The 20,241-nt window shown below is 40.2% G+C and carries 13 protein-coding genes and 1 tRNA gene; 9 read left to right on the top strand and 5 right to left on the bottom strand.

Features of this window, described 5'->3' with window-relative positions; all coding sequences use genetic code 11:
* The first annotated feature begins 20 nt into the window (after positions 1–20).
* Positions 21–2,012 (top strand): 30S ribosomal protein S1, encoded by a 1,992-nt coding sequence (rpsA, locus tag ACFQ21_RS05350; protein WP_377575880.1) that lies wholly within the window; start codon positions 21–23, stop codon positions 2,010–2,012.
* Between the two features lie 139 nt (positions 2,013–2,151).
* A tRNA-Cys gene (locus ACFQ21_RS05345) sits at positions 2,152–2,222 on the top strand.
* 144 nt (positions 2,223–2,366) lie between these two features.
* On the opposite strand, the gene ACFQ21_RS05340 is transcribed toward ACFQ21_RS05345, so the two are convergent.
* Genes ACFQ21_RS05340 through ACFQ21_RS05320 form a run of 5 tightly spaced genes read right to left on the bottom strand, consistent with a single transcriptional unit; the run spans position 2,367 to position 5,322 of the window.
* Positions 2,367–2,654 (bottom strand): helix-turn-helix domain-containing protein, encoded by a 288-nt coding sequence (locus ACFQ21_RS05340; RefSeq protein WP_377575877.1) that lies wholly within the window; start codon positions 2,652–2,654, stop codon positions 2,367–2,369.
* 8 nt (positions 2,655–2,662) lie between these two features.
* Positions 2,663–3,139, bottom strand: coding sequence for a 3TM-type holin (locus tag ACFQ21_RS05335; RefSeq protein ID WP_377575875.1), 477 nt, complete (start codon positions 3,137–3,139; stop codon positions 2,663–2,665).
* A 17-nt stretch (positions 3,140–3,156) separates the two neighbouring features.
* Positions 3,157–4,542: a hypothetical protein gene (locus ACFQ21_RS05330; RefSeq protein WP_377575872.1), complete on the bottom strand. Its 1,386-nt coding sequence runs from the start codon at positions 4,540–4,542 to the stop codon at positions 3,157–3,159.
* Between the two features lie 22 nt (positions 4,543–4,564).
* The gene (locus ACFQ21_RS05325) at positions 4,565–5,065 is read right to left on the bottom strand and encodes a JAB domain-containing protein (RefSeq protein WP_377575869.1); all 501 of its coding nucleotides are present in this window, start codon (positions 5,063–5,065) and stop codon (positions 4,565–4,567) included.
* Between the two features lie 14 nt (positions 5,066–5,079).
* The gene (locus ACFQ21_RS05320) at positions 5,080–5,322 is read right to left on the bottom strand and encodes a hypothetical protein (protein ID WP_377575866.1); all 243 of its coding nucleotides are present in this window, start codon (positions 5,320–5,322) and stop codon (positions 5,080–5,082) included.
* A gap of 1,295 nt (positions 5,323–6,617) precedes the next feature.
* Between ACFQ21_RS05320 and ACFQ21_RS05315 the strand changes: the two genes are divergently transcribed.
* The 7 genes from ACFQ21_RS05315 to ACFQ21_RS05285 all read left to right on the top strand — a co-directional run bounded on the left by ACFQ21_RS05315 (position 6,618) and on the right by ACFQ21_RS05285 (position 19,872).
* Positions 6,618–10,634: a PKD domain-containing protein gene (locus ACFQ21_RS05315; protein WP_377575863.1), complete on the top strand. Its 4,017-nt coding sequence runs from the start codon at positions 6,618–6,620 to the stop codon at positions 10,632–10,634.
* 3 nt (positions 10,635–10,637) lie between these two features.
* Complete coding sequence (locus ACFQ21_RS05310; protein WP_377575861.1) at positions 10,638–11,048, top strand: hypothetical protein; 411 nt, start codon at positions 10,638–10,640, stop codon at positions 11,046–11,048.
* 62 nt (positions 11,049–11,110) lie between these two features.
* Positions 11,111–16,534: an Ig-like domain-containing protein gene (locus ACFQ21_RS05305; RefSeq protein ID WP_377575858.1), complete on the top strand. Its 5,424-nt coding sequence runs from the start codon at positions 11,111–11,113 to the stop codon at positions 16,532–16,534.
* Positions 16,535–16,545: 11 nt separating this feature from the next.
* Positions 16,546–17,361 carry a hypothetical protein gene (locus ACFQ21_RS05300; RefSeq protein ID WP_377575855.1) on the top strand — a complete coding sequence of 272 codons (816 nt, stop codon included), beginning with the start codon at positions 16,546–16,548 and terminating at the stop codon, positions 17,359–17,361.
* 243 nt (positions 17,362–17,604) lie between these two features.
* On the top strand, positions 17,605–18,045 hold the full coding sequence (locus ACFQ21_RS05295; RefSeq protein WP_377575852.1) for a hypothetical protein: 441 nt from the start codon (positions 17,605–17,607) through the stop codon (positions 18,043–18,045).
* Between the two features lie 129 nt (positions 18,046–18,174).
* Positions 18,175–18,783 carry a hypothetical protein gene (locus tag ACFQ21_RS05290; protein WP_377575850.1) on the top strand — a complete coding sequence of 203 codons (609 nt, stop codon included), beginning with the start codon at positions 18,175–18,177 and terminating at the stop codon, positions 18,781–18,783.
* 627 nt (positions 18,784–19,410) lie between these two features.
* Positions 19,411–19,872, top strand: a complete 462-nt coding sequence (locus ACFQ21_RS05285) for a hypothetical protein (RefSeq protein WP_377575847.1) — start codon at positions 19,411–19,413, stop codon at positions 19,870–19,872.
* Positions 19,873–20,241 lie beyond the last annotated feature (369 nt).

Raw genomic sequence — 20,241 nt, 5'->3', positions numbered from 1 at the left:
TGTATTACGAGGGCGTTTACATGGCAAAAACACAAAAGCCTGGTGAAAGACCCAGAAAACCTGCCGACACGAAGGAGCCTGTGAAAGGTGCTTCAAAAGCAAAATCAAAGATTGATGTTGACGAAGAAGATCCGTTGGCTGAAATCAAAAATCTTCAGAAAGAAGAAATCTCAACAGAAGCCATCCCGGTTTCAGAATTAAAGAAAGCGAAGTACGAAAAACAGATTCCTGGTCAGTTTGACTTTGAAGCATTCGCCTCTAAAGGTTTTGGAGAAGGATACTCAAAAGAGAAACGTGCAGAGATGGAGAACATGTACTCTGGCACCGTTACTTCTGTAAACAGTGGTGAAGTGGTAAAAGGTACTGTAGTAGGTATCAACGACCGCGATGTTATCCTGAATATTGGTTTCAAGTCAGATGGTCTTGTGCCATTGGCTGAATTCAAAGAGATGACCAACCTGAAAATAGGAGATGTTGTTGACCTCTTCATCGAAGAGCGTGAAGACGCAATGGGTCAGCTTGTACTCAGCCGCAGAAAAGCGAAACTTGTTAAAGGTTGGGAGTATGTACAGAATGCATTGGATAAAGATGAGGTTATCGAAGGTTTTGTTAAACGCAGAACAAAAGGTGGTCTTATCGTGGATGTATTCGGAATCGAGGCATTCTTGCCAGGTTCACAGATCGATGTTAAGCCGATTCGCGATTTCGATATCTATGTAAATAAGAATATCGAAGTTAAAGTTGTGAAGATCAACTACACGAACGACAACGTAGTTGTATCGCACAAAGTACTGATCGAGAAAGATCTCGAGCAGCAGAAGGCAGCTATCCTTACTAACCTTGAGAAAGGTCAGGTATTGGAAGGTGTTATCAAGAACATGACTAACTTCGGTGTGTTCATCGATCTTGGTGGTGTTGACGGATTACTTCACATCACAGACATCAGCTGGGGACGCATCAACCATCCGGAAGAAGTGCTCAAGCTTGATCAGACTGTTAAAGTTGTTGTGCTTGACTTCGATGAAGACAAGAAGAGAATTTCATTGGGTATGAAGCAACTTACAGCTCATCCTTGGGATGCGCTTGCTGCTGATATCCAGGTAGGTTCTAAAGTAAAAGGTAAGATTGTTAACGTAGCTGACTACGGTGCATTCCTTGAATTGCAACCTGGTGTTGAAGGCTTGATCCACGTAAGTGAAATGAGCTGGTCACAACACCTGCGCAATCCTCAGGACTTCATGAAAGTTGGTGACGAAGTTGAAGCTGTAGTATTGACGCTTGATCGCGATGAGCGCAAGATGTCACTCGGTATCAAGCAACTTACTGAAGATCCTTGGACACGTCAGGATGTTCTTACTAAATATGCTGTTGGTACGAAACATAAAGGTATCGTTCGTAACCTTACTAACTTCGGTCTCTTCATCGAGCTGGAAGAAGGTATCGATGGCCTTGTGCACGTATCAGACCTTAGCTGGACGAAGAAGATTAAACATCCTTCTGAGTTCGTGAAGGTTGGCGAATCAATGGAAGTACAAGTTCTTGAACTTGATGCTGCTAACCGCAGACTTGCATTGAGCCATAAGCACCTCGAAGAAAACCCTTGGGATACTTTCGAAACTGTATTTACAATCGGTTCAGTACACAAAGCAACCATCATTAGCAAAAATGATAAAGGTGCAGTACTTGAATTACCATACGGTATCGAAGGCTTCGTAGCAGCGAAGAACTTGGCGAAAGAAGATAACTCAAAAGCAGAAGTTGGTGAATCACTTGACTTCAAAGTACTTGAGTTCTCTAAAGAGGATAGAAGAATCGTTCTTTCACACAAATCAATCTGGTCAGCAGAGGAAGAAAAACCTGCAGCCGGAGCGAAAGGTGGCAAGAAAGCTCCGGCAAAAGGAGCATCGATCCAGTCTATCAATCAGCAGAACGAGAAGTCTACATTGGGTGATCTTGAAGCGTTAAGCGCGCTGAAAGAGAAAATGTCTGGTGGCGAAAGCAAAGGCGAATAACCTTTAGACTATAGAAATAGATAAAGGTGACTGAAATTTCAGTCACCTTTTCTTTTCTCACCGTTGCAATCACAATTGATTTTTATACTTTTGTGCTTTGTTGGCAAACGAACATAACGCGATGCTGACATACTTTGATGGTCTCGTGGCCGAGTGGCTAGGCTGAGCTCTGCAAAAGCTCCTACAGCGGTTCGAATCCGCTCGAGACCTCTAAAAACCTCGGATATAGTATATATTCGAGGTTTTTTTATTTCTTAGTTGAACAATTAGTTGAACAAAATATGTAAAAAATATTTTCCAATAAACGAAAAGAGCACCTATACTCAGGTGCTCTTTTCGTTTTTGGTTCCATTTTTAAGGTCGTAGCGAAGCTATAAATGCTTCGATATTTTCCTTTGAATATAGGACTCGCTTACCAGCTCTTTTGGGAATTAATCGCCCTTGTATTTCGTATAGCCTTAGAGTTGGTAAAGTGATTCGAAGTGCATTAGCTGCTTCCTTCCTAGTATACATTTTAGGTTCTGCTTTAATATCGGCTACCCGTTGTTGAAGAGTCTTTGTTACAGTATCAACAATTACCTTCTCAAGTTTTTGAATAAGGTCATCTGGTAAGTCTATTTTCAGATTAATAAAATTCTCCATAAGTGATATTATTTCTTTTTCGTGTTGAATAGAACCGGCCCCAGATTCTCACTGATCTTCTCTAGCGAACGTCCTGCGACATAGCCGCCCACACCCAATTCCATAAGTTGCCAGATGTGTTCATCAAGTACCGTAACTGGTATACCGAAGTATGGAACAAGTATATAGTTGTTGGCCATAATGAACATACAAACACACATCAGCATCGGACGCCAGTTTCGTTGCAGCCAGCTTTCGCCTCTCGCTTCACTTTGTACGATAGTAGATTTATTTTCGAGTAGTTTGCTCTCATAGTCAATACAAGCTCCTTCCATTTTCATCAGGAGTTCTTTGTACTTTAACTGTAGTCCCAATTTCTCATCAGACTTGTCAATCTTGTCAATCGCATTTCCGATAGAGTCTACAGTTTCTTTTACATCGGCACCGAGAATTTTAGACAAAAATCCTCCCAGGCCCGGCCCTCTGCCTGCTGTATTTGTTTCCATAATATAGTTTGTCTTTATTAGTTTATGTCCCCATCATCGGTTGATGCTGTATCTTCCGATGGTATTTGATTCATCTCATCTATTATTGGATAAGGTTTAGGTGTTGAGCCGCTATAGGACGGAGCTTCGCTCGATAATTTCTTCTTCCATTCGATACCGAATTGCCTAAAGAAGTTCAACGAGCTATTAGGTGCATATCTGTTTTTAGTAATGGTAATTATACCTTTACTAACTTCAGCAACGATTTCAGCATTATGCTCCCAATCTTTACCACCTTTGAAATATCCCCCTTTAGTGTGCTGAAGTATAAATAGGAATGCAGCTTTTGGATACTTTGCACGCAACTTGTCGTAGTCGCTTTCTTTTACCTTAAGGTGATTCACAGAATCAAGGATAATGAAATCATATTGCGAAAGGTCAGGCTGTTTAAGGTTCTCTGCGAAGTGCAATCGTTCGGGCCTCGCAGTTAAGACATCTTGCACCTTTTTAGTCATTGTAGGGGAGGAGAATTCTTCAGAAGATATATATAGGACGCTTCCGAATGTCTCGGCTAAGTATTGTGAAAACTTTAGAAGTAATATTGTCTTCCCGTTCCCCGGCTCGCCATGAAACATCATGGTAAAATTTCGCCCAGGATTTCCAAACAAATCAGCCCAGAATGAAGAGAATTCAAGTAGGTCGAGTTTTCGGCTCGCCATCTCCTCAGCAGTCAGAACGCCGCTCAATCCTCCATTGTGCGAGCATGCTCCTTTATTTTTTGAATCAGTGAATGACTTCTTCCTGCAAGGGCGCAGTCCCTTTATTTTTTCGGCTTTACTTTTCTTGATCCTGTAAATTTGACCAAGGTCTTTATTGCACTTACATGACTTTGCGATTGACTCTAGGCCATGTAACTGTTGATTTGAAACCGATATAGTGTTACCCACGCGGTTAGTGAGCTTACTATGTATATATTTGATTTCTTTTGCGTACGGATCGTTCTTGCCAATCTTTCCGTTCTTAAATGCATTCTCTAACGCTGAAGCTAATGCCTCAATTTTCTTTTTCTCTTGCTGCTGGCCCTGAAGGCTGATAAAGCGTTTAATTATATATATAGACGGGTATACTTTTTCTCCGCCTACAATGTCAATCATTCGTGCAATATCATCGGTAGGTATACTTATAACCTGTTCTCCATGCATATTTTTATATGCTTTGATGAGATAGTGCTGAATCGATTCAATTTCACTAGCTAGGGGTGATGTCTTTCGAATCAATTTTTGTACGATTGATCGCTGCAAACTTTTAATGAAGCTTAAGATTTCATTTGGGGACTTCTTCTTGTTATTGAGGTTGATAAATCGTTTTATAAACTTCACCTCCTCCAGGATTCGCTCCACCTTCTTCTCCTCTTTCCTTTTCATACGAATCTTTCTTTATAGTTGGTTATATTCTTCCTTCGTCTGCAAATGAATAGTATCCATTTATTGTAAGAATCAGGTGATCCAGTAAGGTTATATCAAGCAACCTTCCTGCTTCTTTTACCTTCCTGGTTAAGTCTATATCTGCCTGGCTTGGCTGTAAATTCCCACTTGGGTGATTGTGCGATATAATAATCCCCGAGCTTGCACTGGCAAGTGCCGTAGCATAAATCAAACGCACATCGGTTGTTACCCCCGTAATGCCACCTATAGCATGATTGTAATAGCCTAAAATTTTGTTTGCTCTATTTAAGTATAGGACTATAAACCTTTCTTGCAATTCTATACCTCCTGACGGATAAACAGTTTTAAGAAAATCGTAGGTGCTCCGGGAACTAGTCAATGCACCTGGATGCACCTTTCCATTTGTGTTATAGCTTATAGAAATCTCAGGAATCTCTTTTGATTTAATATTGTCATCCGACTTCGATGAACCCATTTTTTTTCGAACACTTGATGCACTCATTTCTGTAGATAATTTTATGTCAAGGAAGGGAGTGTTTTTGTAGGTCTATACATCGGAGGATATATAATTTCTATATGCAGTGGTAAGCCTAGCTTTTCAATGATGATGATGACTTGCTTTACAGTAAAGAGTTGTCCTATCTTCTTTCCAATTTCCTCTTCAAAGGGTTTGATATGTTTTTTGAATATTTTAAAGGAAACTCCATATATCTCCATGAGACATTTTGTGGTGCATGGTTGAATCGTCCAAGTTTTCATAGATGTAGTTTTTTGTTTTTTTTTCGAAATATATAGACGCTATAAAGTGCGAGTATCAGGTTAAGTCAGTGATTGGAATGAAGTCATCAGCGAATGGAAATCTTTGGCACTTAAATGGATTTTTTTTAACCACAAATGGCTGTGAACGAAAGATCGCTCGCAATCCATATAGTTAATCGTTATACCAAAGAGTATATATGTATGTGAAGCCCACGCTGGGACCAACTGTGTTTACGCCAGAAATGAATGAAAGGCTATCAATTTGAAGGTTTTCTGGCGTGCTATTGCAAGTGAGAGAAGTATGCGCTCTCTTACTTAAGAGACTCGCCCTGGATACACTATATGAATATTAGATGGTGGTCCTAGCTTGTCAAATATGATTAGTATTTGTCTGATGGTATAGAAGTAGCCAACTTTTTTTCCGATGGCTTCCTTTATTGGCTCAAGATGCTTCCTAAAGACACGTTCAGAAAGGCCATAAAGTGCAGCGAGTTCCTTGAACAAGCAAGGCTTGAGAATCCAGGTTTTCATATTGTTTACATTTAGTCTGTCTTTTCATAGAGGGTGTGAAATGACCGAATGCGTACTCAGAAAACTGTCAGGGAAGAATTTTTCGTGAGTATATATGAAGGCGTTGAAATCTTATGCTAAGATAGCAGATTGATATAGCCCCATGCTGATGGTGTTGGGTGTAATACTTACACTACACAAATTAGAATATTCTTATATGCGATAACCAATATGAAGCGCTGCATGCGGAATATTTCTAAGTTGAGAGACGGAAATTCTCTAGTATATTTTTACTAAGTACGTAGTACAATTTTACCATAAGTGAGGGTTGATGCCTGGCATTCGATGCCGTGTAGAATTATGAATGGCGTTTACAACTTTTGAATGGTATCATTTCAAGCTATTCTAAATCTTACATCTTGCTTTTGCAGATTCGTGGCAATGAGGGTAAAATTCCTTGTTGAAGAGGAAACTTTTAACTGTTGGAGAGATGAAATAGGGCAATAGAAAGGTGCTAAAACAATAAAAGGAGCTGACGCGAGAAGATATTGCTGTGAAATGAAGGAGAAAAAATAAAAAGAAAGGATGATTTGAAGTGATGGTGGGTTTTTAAGATATTTGTTTTAACACTATTGTTTGTGGCATAAAAAGTCCTGCGTTATTAGCGATTCCAAGCGTTTGAGGTAATGGCCGGTCTTCTATAAATGTATAATCATCTAGTGGTATTAAGTTTTTGTAACAACCTGTAGGGTTGTGCTATCTATTGTTTCTAACCTAACCTGAATATGAAAAAACAGGCATTCCTGTTGGCAGTAGGATGTATCTATTCTTGTGCCGTCTTGGCGCAAGGAGAAGTTCCGGTGGATATGTTTACTGGAACACCATCAATTGAAATTCCACTTTGGACCGTATCTGATCATGATCTTGCACATCCGGTATATATGACGTACCGGGGAGGCGGTGTACGCGTGAGTGATGCTACCGGCTCTTATGGTATTGGATGGGATTTGCTGGCGGGCGGTAGCGTGACCCGTGCACTTAAAAGCTTGCCAGATGACTTCACAGGTTCAGGCACAGATGTTCGAAGAGGCTGGTTATATAAGAATGCATCGAATGTAGGTGTAGGAAGCGCAACAAATAGCTTCGGTAACACTTCTGATCTAAGTACAGCTACCTGCACGGATGAAACCAGTGACTATACCTATCTAAATGGATTGAATTATAACATGGACACAGAGCCGGATGTGTTTTCTTTTTCGGCAGGCTCTCTTGCTGGTAAATTTGTGTTTGACAACAACGATCCTAATACAATAAAACTTATTCCTTTTCAGGATGTAAAGGTTGAAGCTATACCTGTCTCCGGAACGGATAAACGGATTGCCAGTTTCAAAATAACTACGAATGATGGTACAGTATATACCTTTGCAGAAGTGATCACAGCTAATCGCTGGACTATCAAGGGATCGGGTATTAGCACCGTAGAGTTTAATAAACGCATATTTGAGTTATATGATCTGGCTCGTTATACGACAAAGATTGCCTATACATCTGAATGGAAGCTTAGTAAAATAGAATCACCTTCCGGAGCTTCTATTGACTTCGGTTACTCCACCTCTCAATTAAACTCTTCAAGTGACACCTTAAAAGTTGGCATTCGTAGTGGTTCCAGTAGTGCGCTTGTCTCTAAGAATATCTATATAGCCAAAACGGACACAGATCAAAAGAAACTTCTTACGATAACAGGTTCTGCTGGCTCCAGAGTAACATTTTCGTATTTGGCTGATTTGCTGAATACTGTTTCCGTTACAGATACCAAGCGGGAAGGGTTTTCCGTGACATCGTTCAGCTTTACCTATAAAAATGCTTCGTTCAATCGTAGTTTTTTGACATCTATTCAGGAAGTACCTGGCTGTACCATTATACCTCCATATAAGTTTACTTATATCGGTATCGACCTAGCTACCGGTAAGAACAGTTTACCCTCAAGCTACAGTAATAGTAAAGATTTTTGGGGTTTTTATAATGGTAAGAAAAATTCGCTGCCCTACCCAAAACTATATGTATATCCAGCATTAGCACCAGCAGAGCGGTATAGACTTTTGCCAATACCTGGATATAGTGGTCAGGTTATTACGCTGGATGGAGCAGATCGAACACCTGATAATTATGCTATGCAGATTGGTTCGCTTGAAACGGTATCTTATCCGTGGGGAGGTGTTTCTTCGATCAACTATGAACCTCATACATATTACGATGATGCAAGTGTGCAGACTTACCAAGGCGGAGGCCTGCGCGTGAAGTCGGTGGTATATTTTGATGGTGTTAATAAGTCAGCAAATATGGTAAAGCAATTTAACTATGATGAGAGCGCTGGCAAGACATCCGGGCGCCTGCTGGTTAAGCCAATATTCGCTATACCAACCTTTGAATATCGAAATCCGGATGATGCTTCCGTAAAAAGCTATGCTACGCTTGCTGCCGGAACTGCACAAGACCTGTATGAGCATCTAACAGTTCGGACGCGTGATGATGTTATTGCAGACCAGCAAGGTAAACCGGTTGGATATAAGAATGTAAAGGTTACTCGTCCTGGTGCTGGTTATGCAACGTATGAGTTTTCGTTGCCTGGTATATTTGGTCAGGCTTCGGACGGTGCATGGACAGCTACAGAGAATAAGTTTGCACGTTCATCATCGTGCCCTTCCATGGGAGTTGTGACAGGTGGCGGTATATTTTCATATCCACATGCTATAAATCCGAATTACGACTATGAGCGAGGTCAGCTTATGAGACAAGCAGATTTCGATGCCACAGGGGTAAAGGTGCAAGAATTAGTTTATACCTATCAACTTTTATACAAGACCGGAACAACCGCTTCAAAGGTATGGGGCTTAGCCTACGAACAATATCCAAATAGTAGCGCAGGTGCTTACATGTTCGGAAAGTATTATTATCTGACTGATGTTACTAAAGCTGTTCAGATAGAAGCGGTTACTACAATTGATGCAGTCAATAGCAGCAGCAGTATAGCAACACAAAAAGAATATACCTATGGAAGCACATATCATAAGCTACTGACACAGGTAAAAAGTACAAACAGCGATGGTAGCATCAGCTATACCCGGATGAAGTATCCTCTTGATTTTGGTACTCTTCCTGCCAATGTTGACAAGGCTCTTGAAATGATCACCAGATTGCAAACAACTTTCCGGAATGGCGTTGTAATTGAACAAGTAAATACGTTGGTAAAACCAGGTGACACGGAAAAGACGATGGGTGCCTCACTTGTCAGGTATAATGATTTTGGAACAACACAGGCATTGCCGGAAAACTGGTCAACACTTCGACTGACAGCAGGTATAACGAATTTCGTTGCAGCTGATAAAGTCCTACAGGGAGCTACTTATGTACTTCAGCCTGATACTCGTTACGAAGTTGTCAAGACCGTTTCGGCTTACGATAGCTACGGTTTGCCGTTGAGTGTAATTGGTATTGATAAGATACCGGTGAGTACGCATTGGGGACAGAATAAAACTGCACCATTCCTTTCTATCCGCAATGCTTTACACGGTCAGGTTGCATATTCAAATTTTGAGACCAACCCCATAAGTCCATTACAACGGACAGGCTACGAGTTTTCGTTGAGCTCAAGTATATATGGAGCAGGCCGTACGGGTATAAATGCCGTACACCCGATTGTTAAATTAACGCGTACGGTTGAAAAAGCATCTGTTTCAAACTATAGGTTGTCGTTTTGGTTAAAGAAAAAAGATGTTGCCGTGAGCTATAGACTCGTGGTGAAAAATACTGCACTTACTACAACATATTATGATCAGACCTTTACCGTGACGCCTACTGGAAATAAATTCGAATACTTTGAAAAACTAATTCCAGTTACATCATTCCCTTCATCTTTTGTAGTTGAATTGCAAGGGCAATTTACCGGTATCACACCGGTTTCTGCACCGGACCTTCTACCAGTTATGGATGACGTAGCGTTCTATCCGGAGACCGCTGATATACTGATGTATAGTTATGATGTTCCGTTCGGCGTTAATGCTGTAACCGACTCGCGTGGTATATCTTCCTTTACCAAATACGATGACATCGGAAGGGTGAAATATGTACTGGATCAGGACTATTCTATTTTGAAAAAGAATACCTATCAGTTTTCTTCCGTGGCAGCACCTACTCTAAAAGCAAACATTTCCATACAATCACCTTATTATGATTATACCGCGCTTGCCTTTACAGCAACCGGTAATGAATGTCTGGATGGAGACGCTACTTACGAATGGAACTTTGGTGGCGGTGTAATACTCTATGGTAAAATGGTTAACTATACCTATACAACAACCGGTTCTAAAACTGTTACGCTAACTGTTACACATCCTGCGTTTGGGAGCGCTGTTACAGATACTGAAACCTTCACAGTTACGCTAAAACCCCTCGATGCCACACTGTGTGCAAAAGGTATACGTGAATTTGATACCTGTCCGAGTCCCGGTAATGTGGTCTATACGTTTACATGTGCTGGTATAACGGAGACCCCCGCTGACTACGCGACTATATTTAGTGCAGGAGGATATACGCTACCGGGAGGTGAGACTATTCAATCCTATCAATGGAAGAAGAAGTTTGTCAGTGAAAGTAGCTGGAGCAACGCAGTAACTACTGCCACCTATACCGCAACCAAGATCAATGAGTATACCTCCAACCTGCAAGTGCAGTGTGAACTGACTACATCCAGCGGACGGAAAATATACTCGGATATAATGACCATAACAGTTTATTGCAATTAAGTTATGATACGCTTCCTTATAGTTTTTGCATTTACGTCCCTTTTTGTAGTAACGACAACTTGGGGCCAGAATATACAGCAACAAACTATTCGATGGTATTCTTCGAATAGTGAAATATTACCAGTTGGTGAAACGCTCTCTTCTAGCTGTACGATTGAAAGTTCTCCTGCCAATCAGACGATCACAATAGATCAAAATGGAAGAGAGCGTACTTTTAGTATAACCGGACACGATGGTACATGGACTGACGTTCAAAGTGTCGGGAGTATACAGTATGATGTAGCATACGATACTTTCAATGGTACTATAACTTTTTTAAAAGATGAAACGGGTATTACTGTATTAGTAGACTTTAGTAATAACCCTGCCGGAATAAAGCGTAAAATTTTTATTGATAGAATTGTACTTCCATGAGCCGCATTAACCTACTTGTTTTTGTATTCATTCTTCTTGGATGCATATACACGCCCTTATATTTGCATGCGCAGTGCGAACAGATACGCGGTACATTTACTACTACGGTCGGAAGTTCTGTAAGCTATTCATATTGCTATAGTAGTGGCACGTTTTTTAGTGCGCAGTGGACTGCTACGCTCGGTACAATTACCAGTACAAGTTTAAGTCCTGACGGAACCACGGCATACGCCACTGTACAATGGACTTCTCCGGGAACCGGTACCATACGCATACGCGATGGTGCCATACTCGAAACTCGGAACGTTACCATTTCCTGTGCAGTGGGTAATCCATCGTTTTCTCCATCTTCCCCATCCGTGTGTGGATCCGGGAGCATTTCACTCACTGCTACCACCGGAAGTCAAGGTACTACGGTTCGTTGGTATAATGCGATTACAGGAGGAACACTTCTTACCACAGGAGGAAGCTACACCACACCGGTTCTTTCTTCCACGACCACGTATTATATATCCAGCTATAATAGTACTACGGGGTGCGAGAGTAGTCCGCGTGTAGCTGTTACGGTAGGTGTTAATGCTATACCTGCACAGCCTGCTGTTATCAATGCAACAATATGTATCGGTAAAACGGCAACACTTTCAGCAACGCCAGGTTCGGGAGGACAAGAAGTGCAGTGGTTTGCTGCATCAACCGGAGGAACGGCTCTGGCTACGGGATCGACCTTTGTTACGCCTGCGTTGACTGCCAGTACTACGTATTATGCCGCTACGCGTAATACTACTTCAAATTGCTCTTCCACACGAGTAGCTGTAACAGCAACAGTAGTATCGCCACCTGGTGATGCATTAGGAGGGAACTACGAAGAAGTTATATATGGTTCAGGTTCACTTTCGATACAAGTGCCTGCGGGCAGTGGCGGCAGCACGGTGCGCTGGTATACCGATGAGACTACCAGTACGGTACTTTATGAAGGTACAACCTTTGCAACGCCCACGCTCACTCAAAGTAAAACGTATTATGTAAGTACCTATAGCGCTTCATTGTCTTGTGAAAGCGCGCAGCGTACTCCGGTAGTTGTTACAGTTGTGCCGTTGATAACTCCAAGTAATATGAAGGAGGAGATAATTCGCGTTGAGGGTATTCAGCAAGACAACCAGATATACTCACTTACAGCAACGCAAAAGTCGTCAGTGATGTCTTATTATGATGGTTTGCTTCGTACACATCAACAGGTTGTTGTTAAAGGTAGTCCTAATGGATACGATGTTGTGCAGCCTGTAGAGTTTGATGCTTTAGGAAGGAGTTCGAAACGATACCTTCCTTATGTTGCCAATACAACAAATGGTACTTTACATTCTACTTTTAAAGCAGATCAAGAATTGTTTTATGCCACCGCGAATGATAAAATTGCTAACGATGCCAATCCTTATGCAGTATCGAGCTTTGAAAACTCCCCGTTAGGCAGAGTATTGGAGCAAGGTGATTTTGGACAAGACTGGCAGCCTGGTACTACGCACACCAGCCGCTTTGCTTATAGCTATAACACAGGATCTACGACCAGTGGTGCTGAAGATGTACGCATACTAAAGTCGGACGGCTCGAGTTCTGCGTTTTATGGAGCTAATGTGCTTGTTCGCTCTGAGGTAACTGATGCTAACGGCAATAAGGCGATACAGTTTCATGACAAATGGGGACGGTTGCTTGTGAGTAAAGATCAATTGGATGAAACGATTGACAATGTAACCGTGAGCTATCTGGAGACCTATTATATATATGATGACTTTGGACGCATAAAGTATATAGTATCTCCTAAAGGGACGGCAGACTTGAAAAATAATGGATGGACTTGGACACAGACATTTGCAGATAAATATGCCCACCAGTTTGTGTATGATGTACGTGGACGATTGATTGAAAAGAAAGTGCCAGGACAAGGGTGGCTCTATTATGCTTATGATAATTTGAATAGATTGGTATTAGCCCAAGATGGACTTTTGCGCGCGCAGAACAAGTGGAGTTTTGTGAAGTATGATGTCAAGGGGCGTACTGTGATGACCGGATTGTATCTTAATGCTACGCAAACAACGCGTGCTACTATACAAACGTTGCTCGATGGGCTATATGTGACCGGCAATGCAACTTATCCGGAGACTGCACGCTATGAAGACCGTGGAACTACATTACACGGGTATACGAATATAAGCTTCCCAAAAGTAAATGGGAATAACACAGCATTGGAAGTCCTATCTGTGAATTACTATGAGAGTCACGATTTTGATTATAACAAGAGTCGTGACTATAAATATGACAGCGCTACATTTGCGGGGCAGTCAACTACATCTTACTGGCAAGCTCGTGGACTTCCTACCGGCTCTAAGCGATTGGTGTTGGGGACAACTACTTGGTTATATAATTATATATTCTATGACAAATACGGTAGGCCGATCCAGGTTCGAAGTAATAACCATTTGAGCACAACCATTGACAACCTGCAAACAATGGTTTATGATTTTGAAGGAAAGGTTCTAAGTGTTAAAAATTATCATTCAGCAGGAAGTGGCAAGATTACTACAGTTATTAATCGCTACGAATATGATGCGCAGGGCAGGTTGGTGAAAATTTACCAGAATAACAACAGTGCATCTACGGATCAGTTGGTGGTTCAATATGTTTATAATGAGTTGGGGCAATTGGTTGATAAAAAACTTCATAATACTTCTGGTACATCTTTCCTTCAGTCCGTTGACTACCGCTATAATTTGCAGGGCCAATTGCAGTCAATTAACAATGCGCAGTTGAGTATAAATGCAAGTACCAACGATGAGACGGATGATTTTTTTGGTATGGAGTTTCTCTATAATACCGTGGAGAGCGGTCTGAGCAACAGTGCATATTACAATGGAAATATTAGTGCTGTAAAATGGAAAGGAGCAGGTGCAGCTTCTGGAGTAGCTGACCAAAAAAGTTATAAGTATACTTATGATAAGTCGTATAAGTTGAAAACGGCATCATCGCAGGCGACTAATGGAAGTGGAGTATGGAGTAACGAAGTCGGGGCCTTAAACGAAACTATAGCGTATGATCAGAATGGGAATATTAACAGCCTGCAACGTAATCAGCGCAAGCATCAACTAAATGGGTTGGTCGCTAGTTATACGGCAGAGACGATTGATAACCTTTCGTATGCCTATAATAGCGCTCAAGCAGACCAGCTTCTAAAGGTTGAAGATGGCAGCACTGCAGCCGGTTTTTCTAACGGAAATAGTGGCACGAACAATGATTATACTTATGATGTAAATGGTAATGTGTTGACTGATGCTAATAAAGGAATTTCTAATACGGTATATAATATATTGGGTAAGCCTGTTACAGTAACCTTCAGCGATAGTCGCAAAATCGAGTACGTATATGATGCAAGTGGTAACAAACTTACCATGAAGGCTTACAACACCAGTGCGCAATTGGAAAGCACTACTGATTATGTAAATGGATTTGTTTATGAGAACGCAGTCTTAAGTTATTTCGGATCACCGGAAGGACGCGTGGTAAAAAATGGAAGTACGTTGGATTATCAATATGCGATCGCTGATCATCAGGGAAATACACGAGTAGTGTTTACTTCGACAGCACCAACAGCTGATGTAAAGTCCACAAACTTTGAGACTACTGATGCGGGAGGTTTTCTTAACTATCCGACAGGAGGAAGCCGCAATGGTATGGAGCTTTTTGATCACACTGATTTTTCTGGTACTACTTATACGTATTCGCAGCTGCTTAATGGAGGTAATAATTCGCAAGTTGGTGTAGCCCGGACTTACAAAGTTTATCCTGGCGATAAAGTCAAAATTGAGGCATATGCTAAATACTATAATGCTCAAAGTAACAGCAGTAATATTGCAGGTTTCGCTGCAGCGTTAACACAAGCGTTTGGAGTGACGGCAGCATCAACCGGTGAAGCAGCGAAGGCTTACCAGGCATTGAATTCTTATGGAGGTTTAGTTGCTTCAGGCGGTGGTCAGGGGTCTTCAAGCTTTCCAAAATTGTTTGTGAATATTTTACTGTTCGACAAAGACTATAACTTCCTGGATATTGCTTTTGAACAAATTGATGGTGGTGCCCAGACTGGCATTACTCCCAAGGCAGCACATGACTATATGAGTCGTGAATATACGGTCAAGGAAGTCGGTTATGCATACGTATACATATCCAATGAAAGCTCAACGTACGTTGAGGGATACTTTGATGATATTGTATTCACGTACACGCCAACAAGAGTACTTCAGTATAACGAGTATTATCCATTTGGTTTACAGGCAAACAGTAGCTGGACTCGTGACAATAACCAGAATGTATATCTGTATAATAGCGGTAGTGAACTGAATAAAGTTGCCGGTTGGTATGAGACTAATTTCCGAGGCTATGATCCTGCCATGGGCAGATTTTTACAGGTGGACGGTTTGGCTACAGTATCACACAATCAATCGGTATATCAATTTGCCGGTAACAATCCTATTATGTTTAATGATCCGACTGGTTTAACACAGGAGGCGAGTAATGCCAATGCTTGGGATGAGGAAGGATTTGGTAATGTAAATCGTGGCAATGGTGGAGGCGGTGCTATGATACCTGTACGCTTGCATGGTAGCGTGTGGGAATACGCCAGAACTGGGCCGGGATCAGGCCGCCATTGGACTGATCACGTTGCTACTGTAGAACGGAACGCTGTCATGATGAGTCGCAGTACTTTTGATAATTTCTATGGGATTCATTCGGATGAGGAACGAAGAGAGTTTTGGAGAAAACAAGGTCAACAGGTAACTGGTTACATGACATATGTAATAGGTGCTGATGGAAACATCGTTGGAGATATTGAGATCACTGTTGATGATGTAGAAACGACTGCTTATATTTTGGGTGCCCAGCAGCAACAGGTGGGAGCCGGTAATCTTGTAATTAGTTTTGTCCCTATTGAGCACGGTGGCTACAAGGGAACAGCTTGGGACGTGAGTCCAGCGAATTCATTACAGGATGCGCTTCGTATAGCAATTGACTACAGAAATAAATACGGATTGCAGAATTTGATACTATTGTCACATGGTCGCTCAAATAGTCTGAGCTTAGGAGATACAAAGTTCTCTACGCACGACCTAATATGGCATACTTATAATTTAGCGGATATGATTTCGTTGTTTAATACCGTCAATTCAGGTGGGACGCTTTTATTCTACGGTTGTACTGCTGGGAGGTTATTAGGGCCACCGCTTCAGGAATACGCCAGATGCGATATTAACACATATATGAATACAAATTTCAATGTTGGCATTAGTATTAACGATCAAAGAAAAAATGCTGTAAAGATGAATGGGCCCATTACTGAACCGATCTCCCGAGATTATCCAGGACTTTTAAATCTACGAGATGGTTCTTTTACTTATGATATGATTATTAATAGTAATGGATCATTCAAGCCAGTAAATAAATAAAAATGAAAAATATGAAAGTTGTAAAAATTGTAATCTTATTGTTGTTGTGTCATGTAGGATGTAACGGCCAAGAAAAATGTCAAACGGTTTCGTTAGGCGATCTTTTTTCAGTTCTAACGGCGAACACAAGAAATGCATTACCGGTAAAATATGTAAAGTTCAAGGATTTTGATTTTAAGATTTTTAAACCTCTGGATGGGAGTATAGATCAATCTAATTTTTATGAAATCGGTTATGACAAAAGTGGGTCGATTACTGAGATTATCCATTTTCAAAAACTTCCAGTTGAAGTTAAGCAGAAGATACTGGTCAGTGAAGATGGTAATTTTAGAGTCCTTAAATATCAAATAGAGGATAATGGTAAATATTACTTTTTGCCGATTGCGATATTTATGATGAAAATTTTTGATGAAAAACATCCTCGAAATTTCATGATTAACACGTTGCCGTTATTTGGCGACGAAAACAATATTTACCGCCCAGGAAAACTGTATACTAATTTTCCGATTAGTGATGTAAAAAGCATTTCGGTAATTATGATTTTGAATGACGAATTATTTCCCGTTGACATTTTTAAGCTGTATGAAGGGAATGTTGTTTTTCATTCACAAGTATACTATACAGCATCCAATCTTGTGGACTATGAATTTGCAGGTATATATTATAAGAAAACTGATGATCTTACAATTACCGAGTCAACATGTATTTCTCAGTTAATGTTTCACAAGACCAATCCTGACATGACTCTGTCTCTACACCCAAAAGTAAATGCTTTAACTAAGGTACAGCCCCTGTGGATACGTGGTGGCGCACATGAGTATGAATAACTATGCTTCACGAGAAGTTAATTTCATTCACTTTACATAATGATTCAGACGATCTATTTATACTATCAATTTTGTTAGAGGTCACGTTTTCATATATCCAACAGCTTCGTTTAGGAAATACGATATGTAGTGGGATTTTTCGCACGCTTAGGGAAATACAACATCCGTTCTTTTTAAAGATGCTAAAGATTACGAGATACACATAAGTTGGTCAGAGAATGACTGGGAATTTAGAAGGTAACTATGAAGACTTATATTGATTTTTTGCGATTTATTGTCACACTTCTGTTGTTGACGTATATGGGGAGTTGTGATAAAGGTGTTATGCATGTGGAAAGTAATGAGCCTATTTTTGATGCCGGTGTCTATCAGTTAGATAACCCCAATTTAAAACTTGACATCTATATTGAAAACGATCTAGTTAGGTATAAAGTGACTGAAGCAAACAGTAAAAAGATTTGTAGCCATCAAAATGACATAAGTACATTTCAAAAATGGGCATTTTGTTGGGATCAGAATGCCACCCAATGGGTATTTAGTAGTGATGTTGGACATACCTATTGGAAGTATGATACTTCCGCTAGTGCGTACGAGTATCATGAAATGGAATATCGATTTGATAAAACTATAGTGCCTCAGGAGGTACGTGAGGCAATGAAAGGCGCTTTCAGCAATTTGGAGTAATCACACTATAATGTGACGTCCGTTATCTAATTACATGCACTTCCAAGAGAGTACATAGAACAATTGTGGCACCACTATAGGCACCTAACCCGAATCCGACACGGGCTATTAAGTGAATGGATGACTAATATGAAATTACTTGTAATAATATTGTCATGTACACTTCCATGTGCCTTTGCCCAAGATGTCACTTCGAACCCGATATCCTTAACGATTTCAGGGGATAGTTTAATCTGCTCTGGAGTATGCAGAACATTGGAAGTTTCCTTAATCTCTAGCAATAATTCAGATCATGATGTTCATGTTTATGGACTTAAAAATGGTGGGCCATACCCAGTGTCTTTCAGTCTTTCTGAATTATGTGATACAGAGAATGTGGGGACTGGAATTGGATTCGCTATATATAGTGGGAGTACACAGATGAAGCCGATTCTAACCACTGGTGGCAACAGAAAGAATAGGCGGGTGACGAAAGAGAAACTTGATAGTGCTCTTCTAAAGACCAAAGTAGATTTTTTGAAGAGCGGTATGGTATTAAAAAAGCATGAATCGATAACACTTGAAAAAATGGTGCCTCTTGAGGATTTTAATTTTGGGCCTGGAATTTATTACCTACAAATTGCATACTACTGCGGCAAAGAAAGTTTGAATATCTTAAACTTAGAGAATCGAAATTCCCCTCTGACCAATTTGTTCCAAGGATGTGCCACCTCCTTTAAAATCCCCATTTATAATTAATAAACTATTGGATCTCTTTCGAATCTAGAAATCATTATTTTTTGAGCAACACCAGATAAATGATATAAGACTGTCAGCTAGTACTCGAATTGATACCGACTTAGGCTGCCTGTCCTTACAAAGAGAAGCAATACTCCACTCGAAACAAAGAGCATTGATTTATATCCGGAATGTCAGATTTAAATAAATCAACGCAAGTACTATTCTGGGAAATAAAATGAGAGCTGTAATTAAAATACCGTTATTAAGCATCGCCTCTGCTATTATCACCATAGCGATAATAACACTTACACCTAAATTGCTGGGTTATATTACTTATCCCTTCATGCTATTGAGAGGCACAGAACGATTCGAAGGTGAAACAAAATTTGTTGAGATGTTCTTTATTTCAGATTACATTCTAACTCCAATAATTTTTGTAATAACGATATTGTTATTTGCTTTTTTTAAATGGTGAAAGATAAAAAACACTCGCACCGTCTAAAGATATAATGAGAAGGTTCTGGAAATGTAAATAATAGTGGTGGAGGTGGGCGGAGACCAAAACAGCAAATATTATGTAGCCTCCTCCGAAAGCCTAATGAATGGGAACTTGAATTTAATGACGTTAATTCCTAAATGAAGATTATGAGATTTATAGTATATACAGCTGTTATGCTTTTGTATTTAGATTTCACCAGCAGAGAAACAGTTCCTTATGTAGTGCAAAAAAATCAATTGAAAGATCCAAGGCTTAATTCAATACTGAGAGAATATACAACTGAAAATCATTTGTTTGATGTTGAGGGTGTACTTCAACTGAAGTATAGTAAGGATTCGTTGGAGAATTTTTATATTGGGTATATGGTATATAACGAACTTCCTGCTGATCCTCCAAGTTACTATACTATTGTCGATAATAAGTTGATTTTAATCTACTCTGGTCTTGAAAAGCATATGATTTACGATAAAAATAGTTTTAGAGAGGTCAGTAAGGATTGTAAGAATTGCTTTGCAGAAGGACCAATCATAGTTGAGCCAACTTATTGGAAAGTTAATCTTACCAAAGATGGCTATATAAAGCAGGAAATTAAGCAGTTACCGTATTAGCGTTTGACGTTGCAGGAATAGTATTGGAAATTTCTTTATTGTCCTTGGTATCAATGCCAATATGTGTAATATTCACTCTACGGAGCTAGGAGAATATAGAATTTGCCAGCGTTGTGGTTTAGAACAAGTAAATATCGTTACACAATGAAAAGATATTTTTGTTTCTCGGTTTTGATGATTTTGAACATCAAGGTTGCTCGAGCACAGGAAGCCTATATAGTGCAACCTGTGGATATCAAGAATTCCTTACTGTGAAAGCGATACAGGACTACATCATGGGGCATAGATTTAACTTGTGACGTTTCCAATGATAATTACTATATAGGTACATGCTTTTTAATTCAGAAGTAATTAAGCGCCCGCCTGCGT

The organism is Ohtaekwangia kribbensis (assembly GCF_042676245.1).
Classification (GTDB): domain Bacteria; phylum Bacteroidota; class Bacteroidia; order Cytophagales; family Cyclobacteriaceae; genus Ohtaekwangia; species Ohtaekwangia kribbensis.
Note: the sequence above shows the minus strand (reverse complement) of the source record. Positions and strands in the feature narration are given on the sequence as shown.

What these genes read in the sequence shown, in the direction of transcription:
- rpsA (WP_377575880.1), top strand. Translation starts at nt 21, where the DNA reads ATGGCAAAAACACAAAAGCCTGGTGAAAGACCCAGAAAACCTGCCGAC.
- ACFQ21_RS05340 (WP_377575877.1), bottom strand. Translation starts at nt 2,654, where the DNA reads ATGGAGAATTTTATTAATCTGAAAATAGACTTACCAGATGACCTTATT.
- ACFQ21_RS05335 (WP_377575875.1), bottom strand. Translation starts at nt 3,139, where the DNA reads ATGGAAACAAATACAGCAGGCAGAGGGCCGGGCCTGGGAGGATTTTTG.
- ACFQ21_RS05330 (WP_377575872.1), bottom strand. Translation starts at nt 4,542, where the DNA reads ATGAAAAGGAAAGAGGAGAAGAAGGTGGAGCGAATCCTGGAGGAGGTG.
- ACFQ21_RS05325 (WP_377575869.1), bottom strand. Translation starts at nt 5,065, where the DNA reads ATGAGTGCATCAAGTGTTCGAAAAAAAATGGGTTCATCGAAGTCGGAT.
- ACFQ21_RS05320 (WP_377575866.1), bottom strand. Translation starts at nt 5,322, where the DNA reads ATGAAAACTTGGACGATTCAACCATGCACCACAAAATGTCTCATGGAG.
- ACFQ21_RS05315 (WP_377575863.1), top strand. Translation starts at nt 6,618, where the DNA reads ATGAAAAAACAGGCATTCCTGTTGGCAGTAGGATGTATCTATTCTTGT.
- ACFQ21_RS05310 (WP_377575861.1), top strand. Translation starts at nt 10,638, where the DNA reads ATGATACGCTTCCTTATAGTTTTTGCATTTACGTCCCTTTTTGTAGTA.
- ACFQ21_RS05300 (WP_377575855.1), top strand. Translation starts at nt 16,546, where the DNA reads ATGAAAGTTGTAAAAATTGTAATCTTATTGTTGTTGTGTCATGTAGGA.
- ACFQ21_RS05295 (WP_377575852.1), top strand. Translation starts at nt 17,605, where the DNA reads ATGAAGACTTATATTGATTTTTTGCGATTTATTGTCACACTTCTGTTG.
- ACFQ21_RS05290 (WP_377575850.1), top strand. Translation starts at nt 18,175, where the DNA reads ATGAAATTACTTGTAATAATATTGTCATGTACACTTCCATGTGCCTTT.
- ACFQ21_RS05285 (WP_377575847.1), top strand. Translation starts at nt 19,411, where the DNA reads ATGAGATTTATAGTATATACAGCTGTTATGCTTTTGTATTTAGATTTC.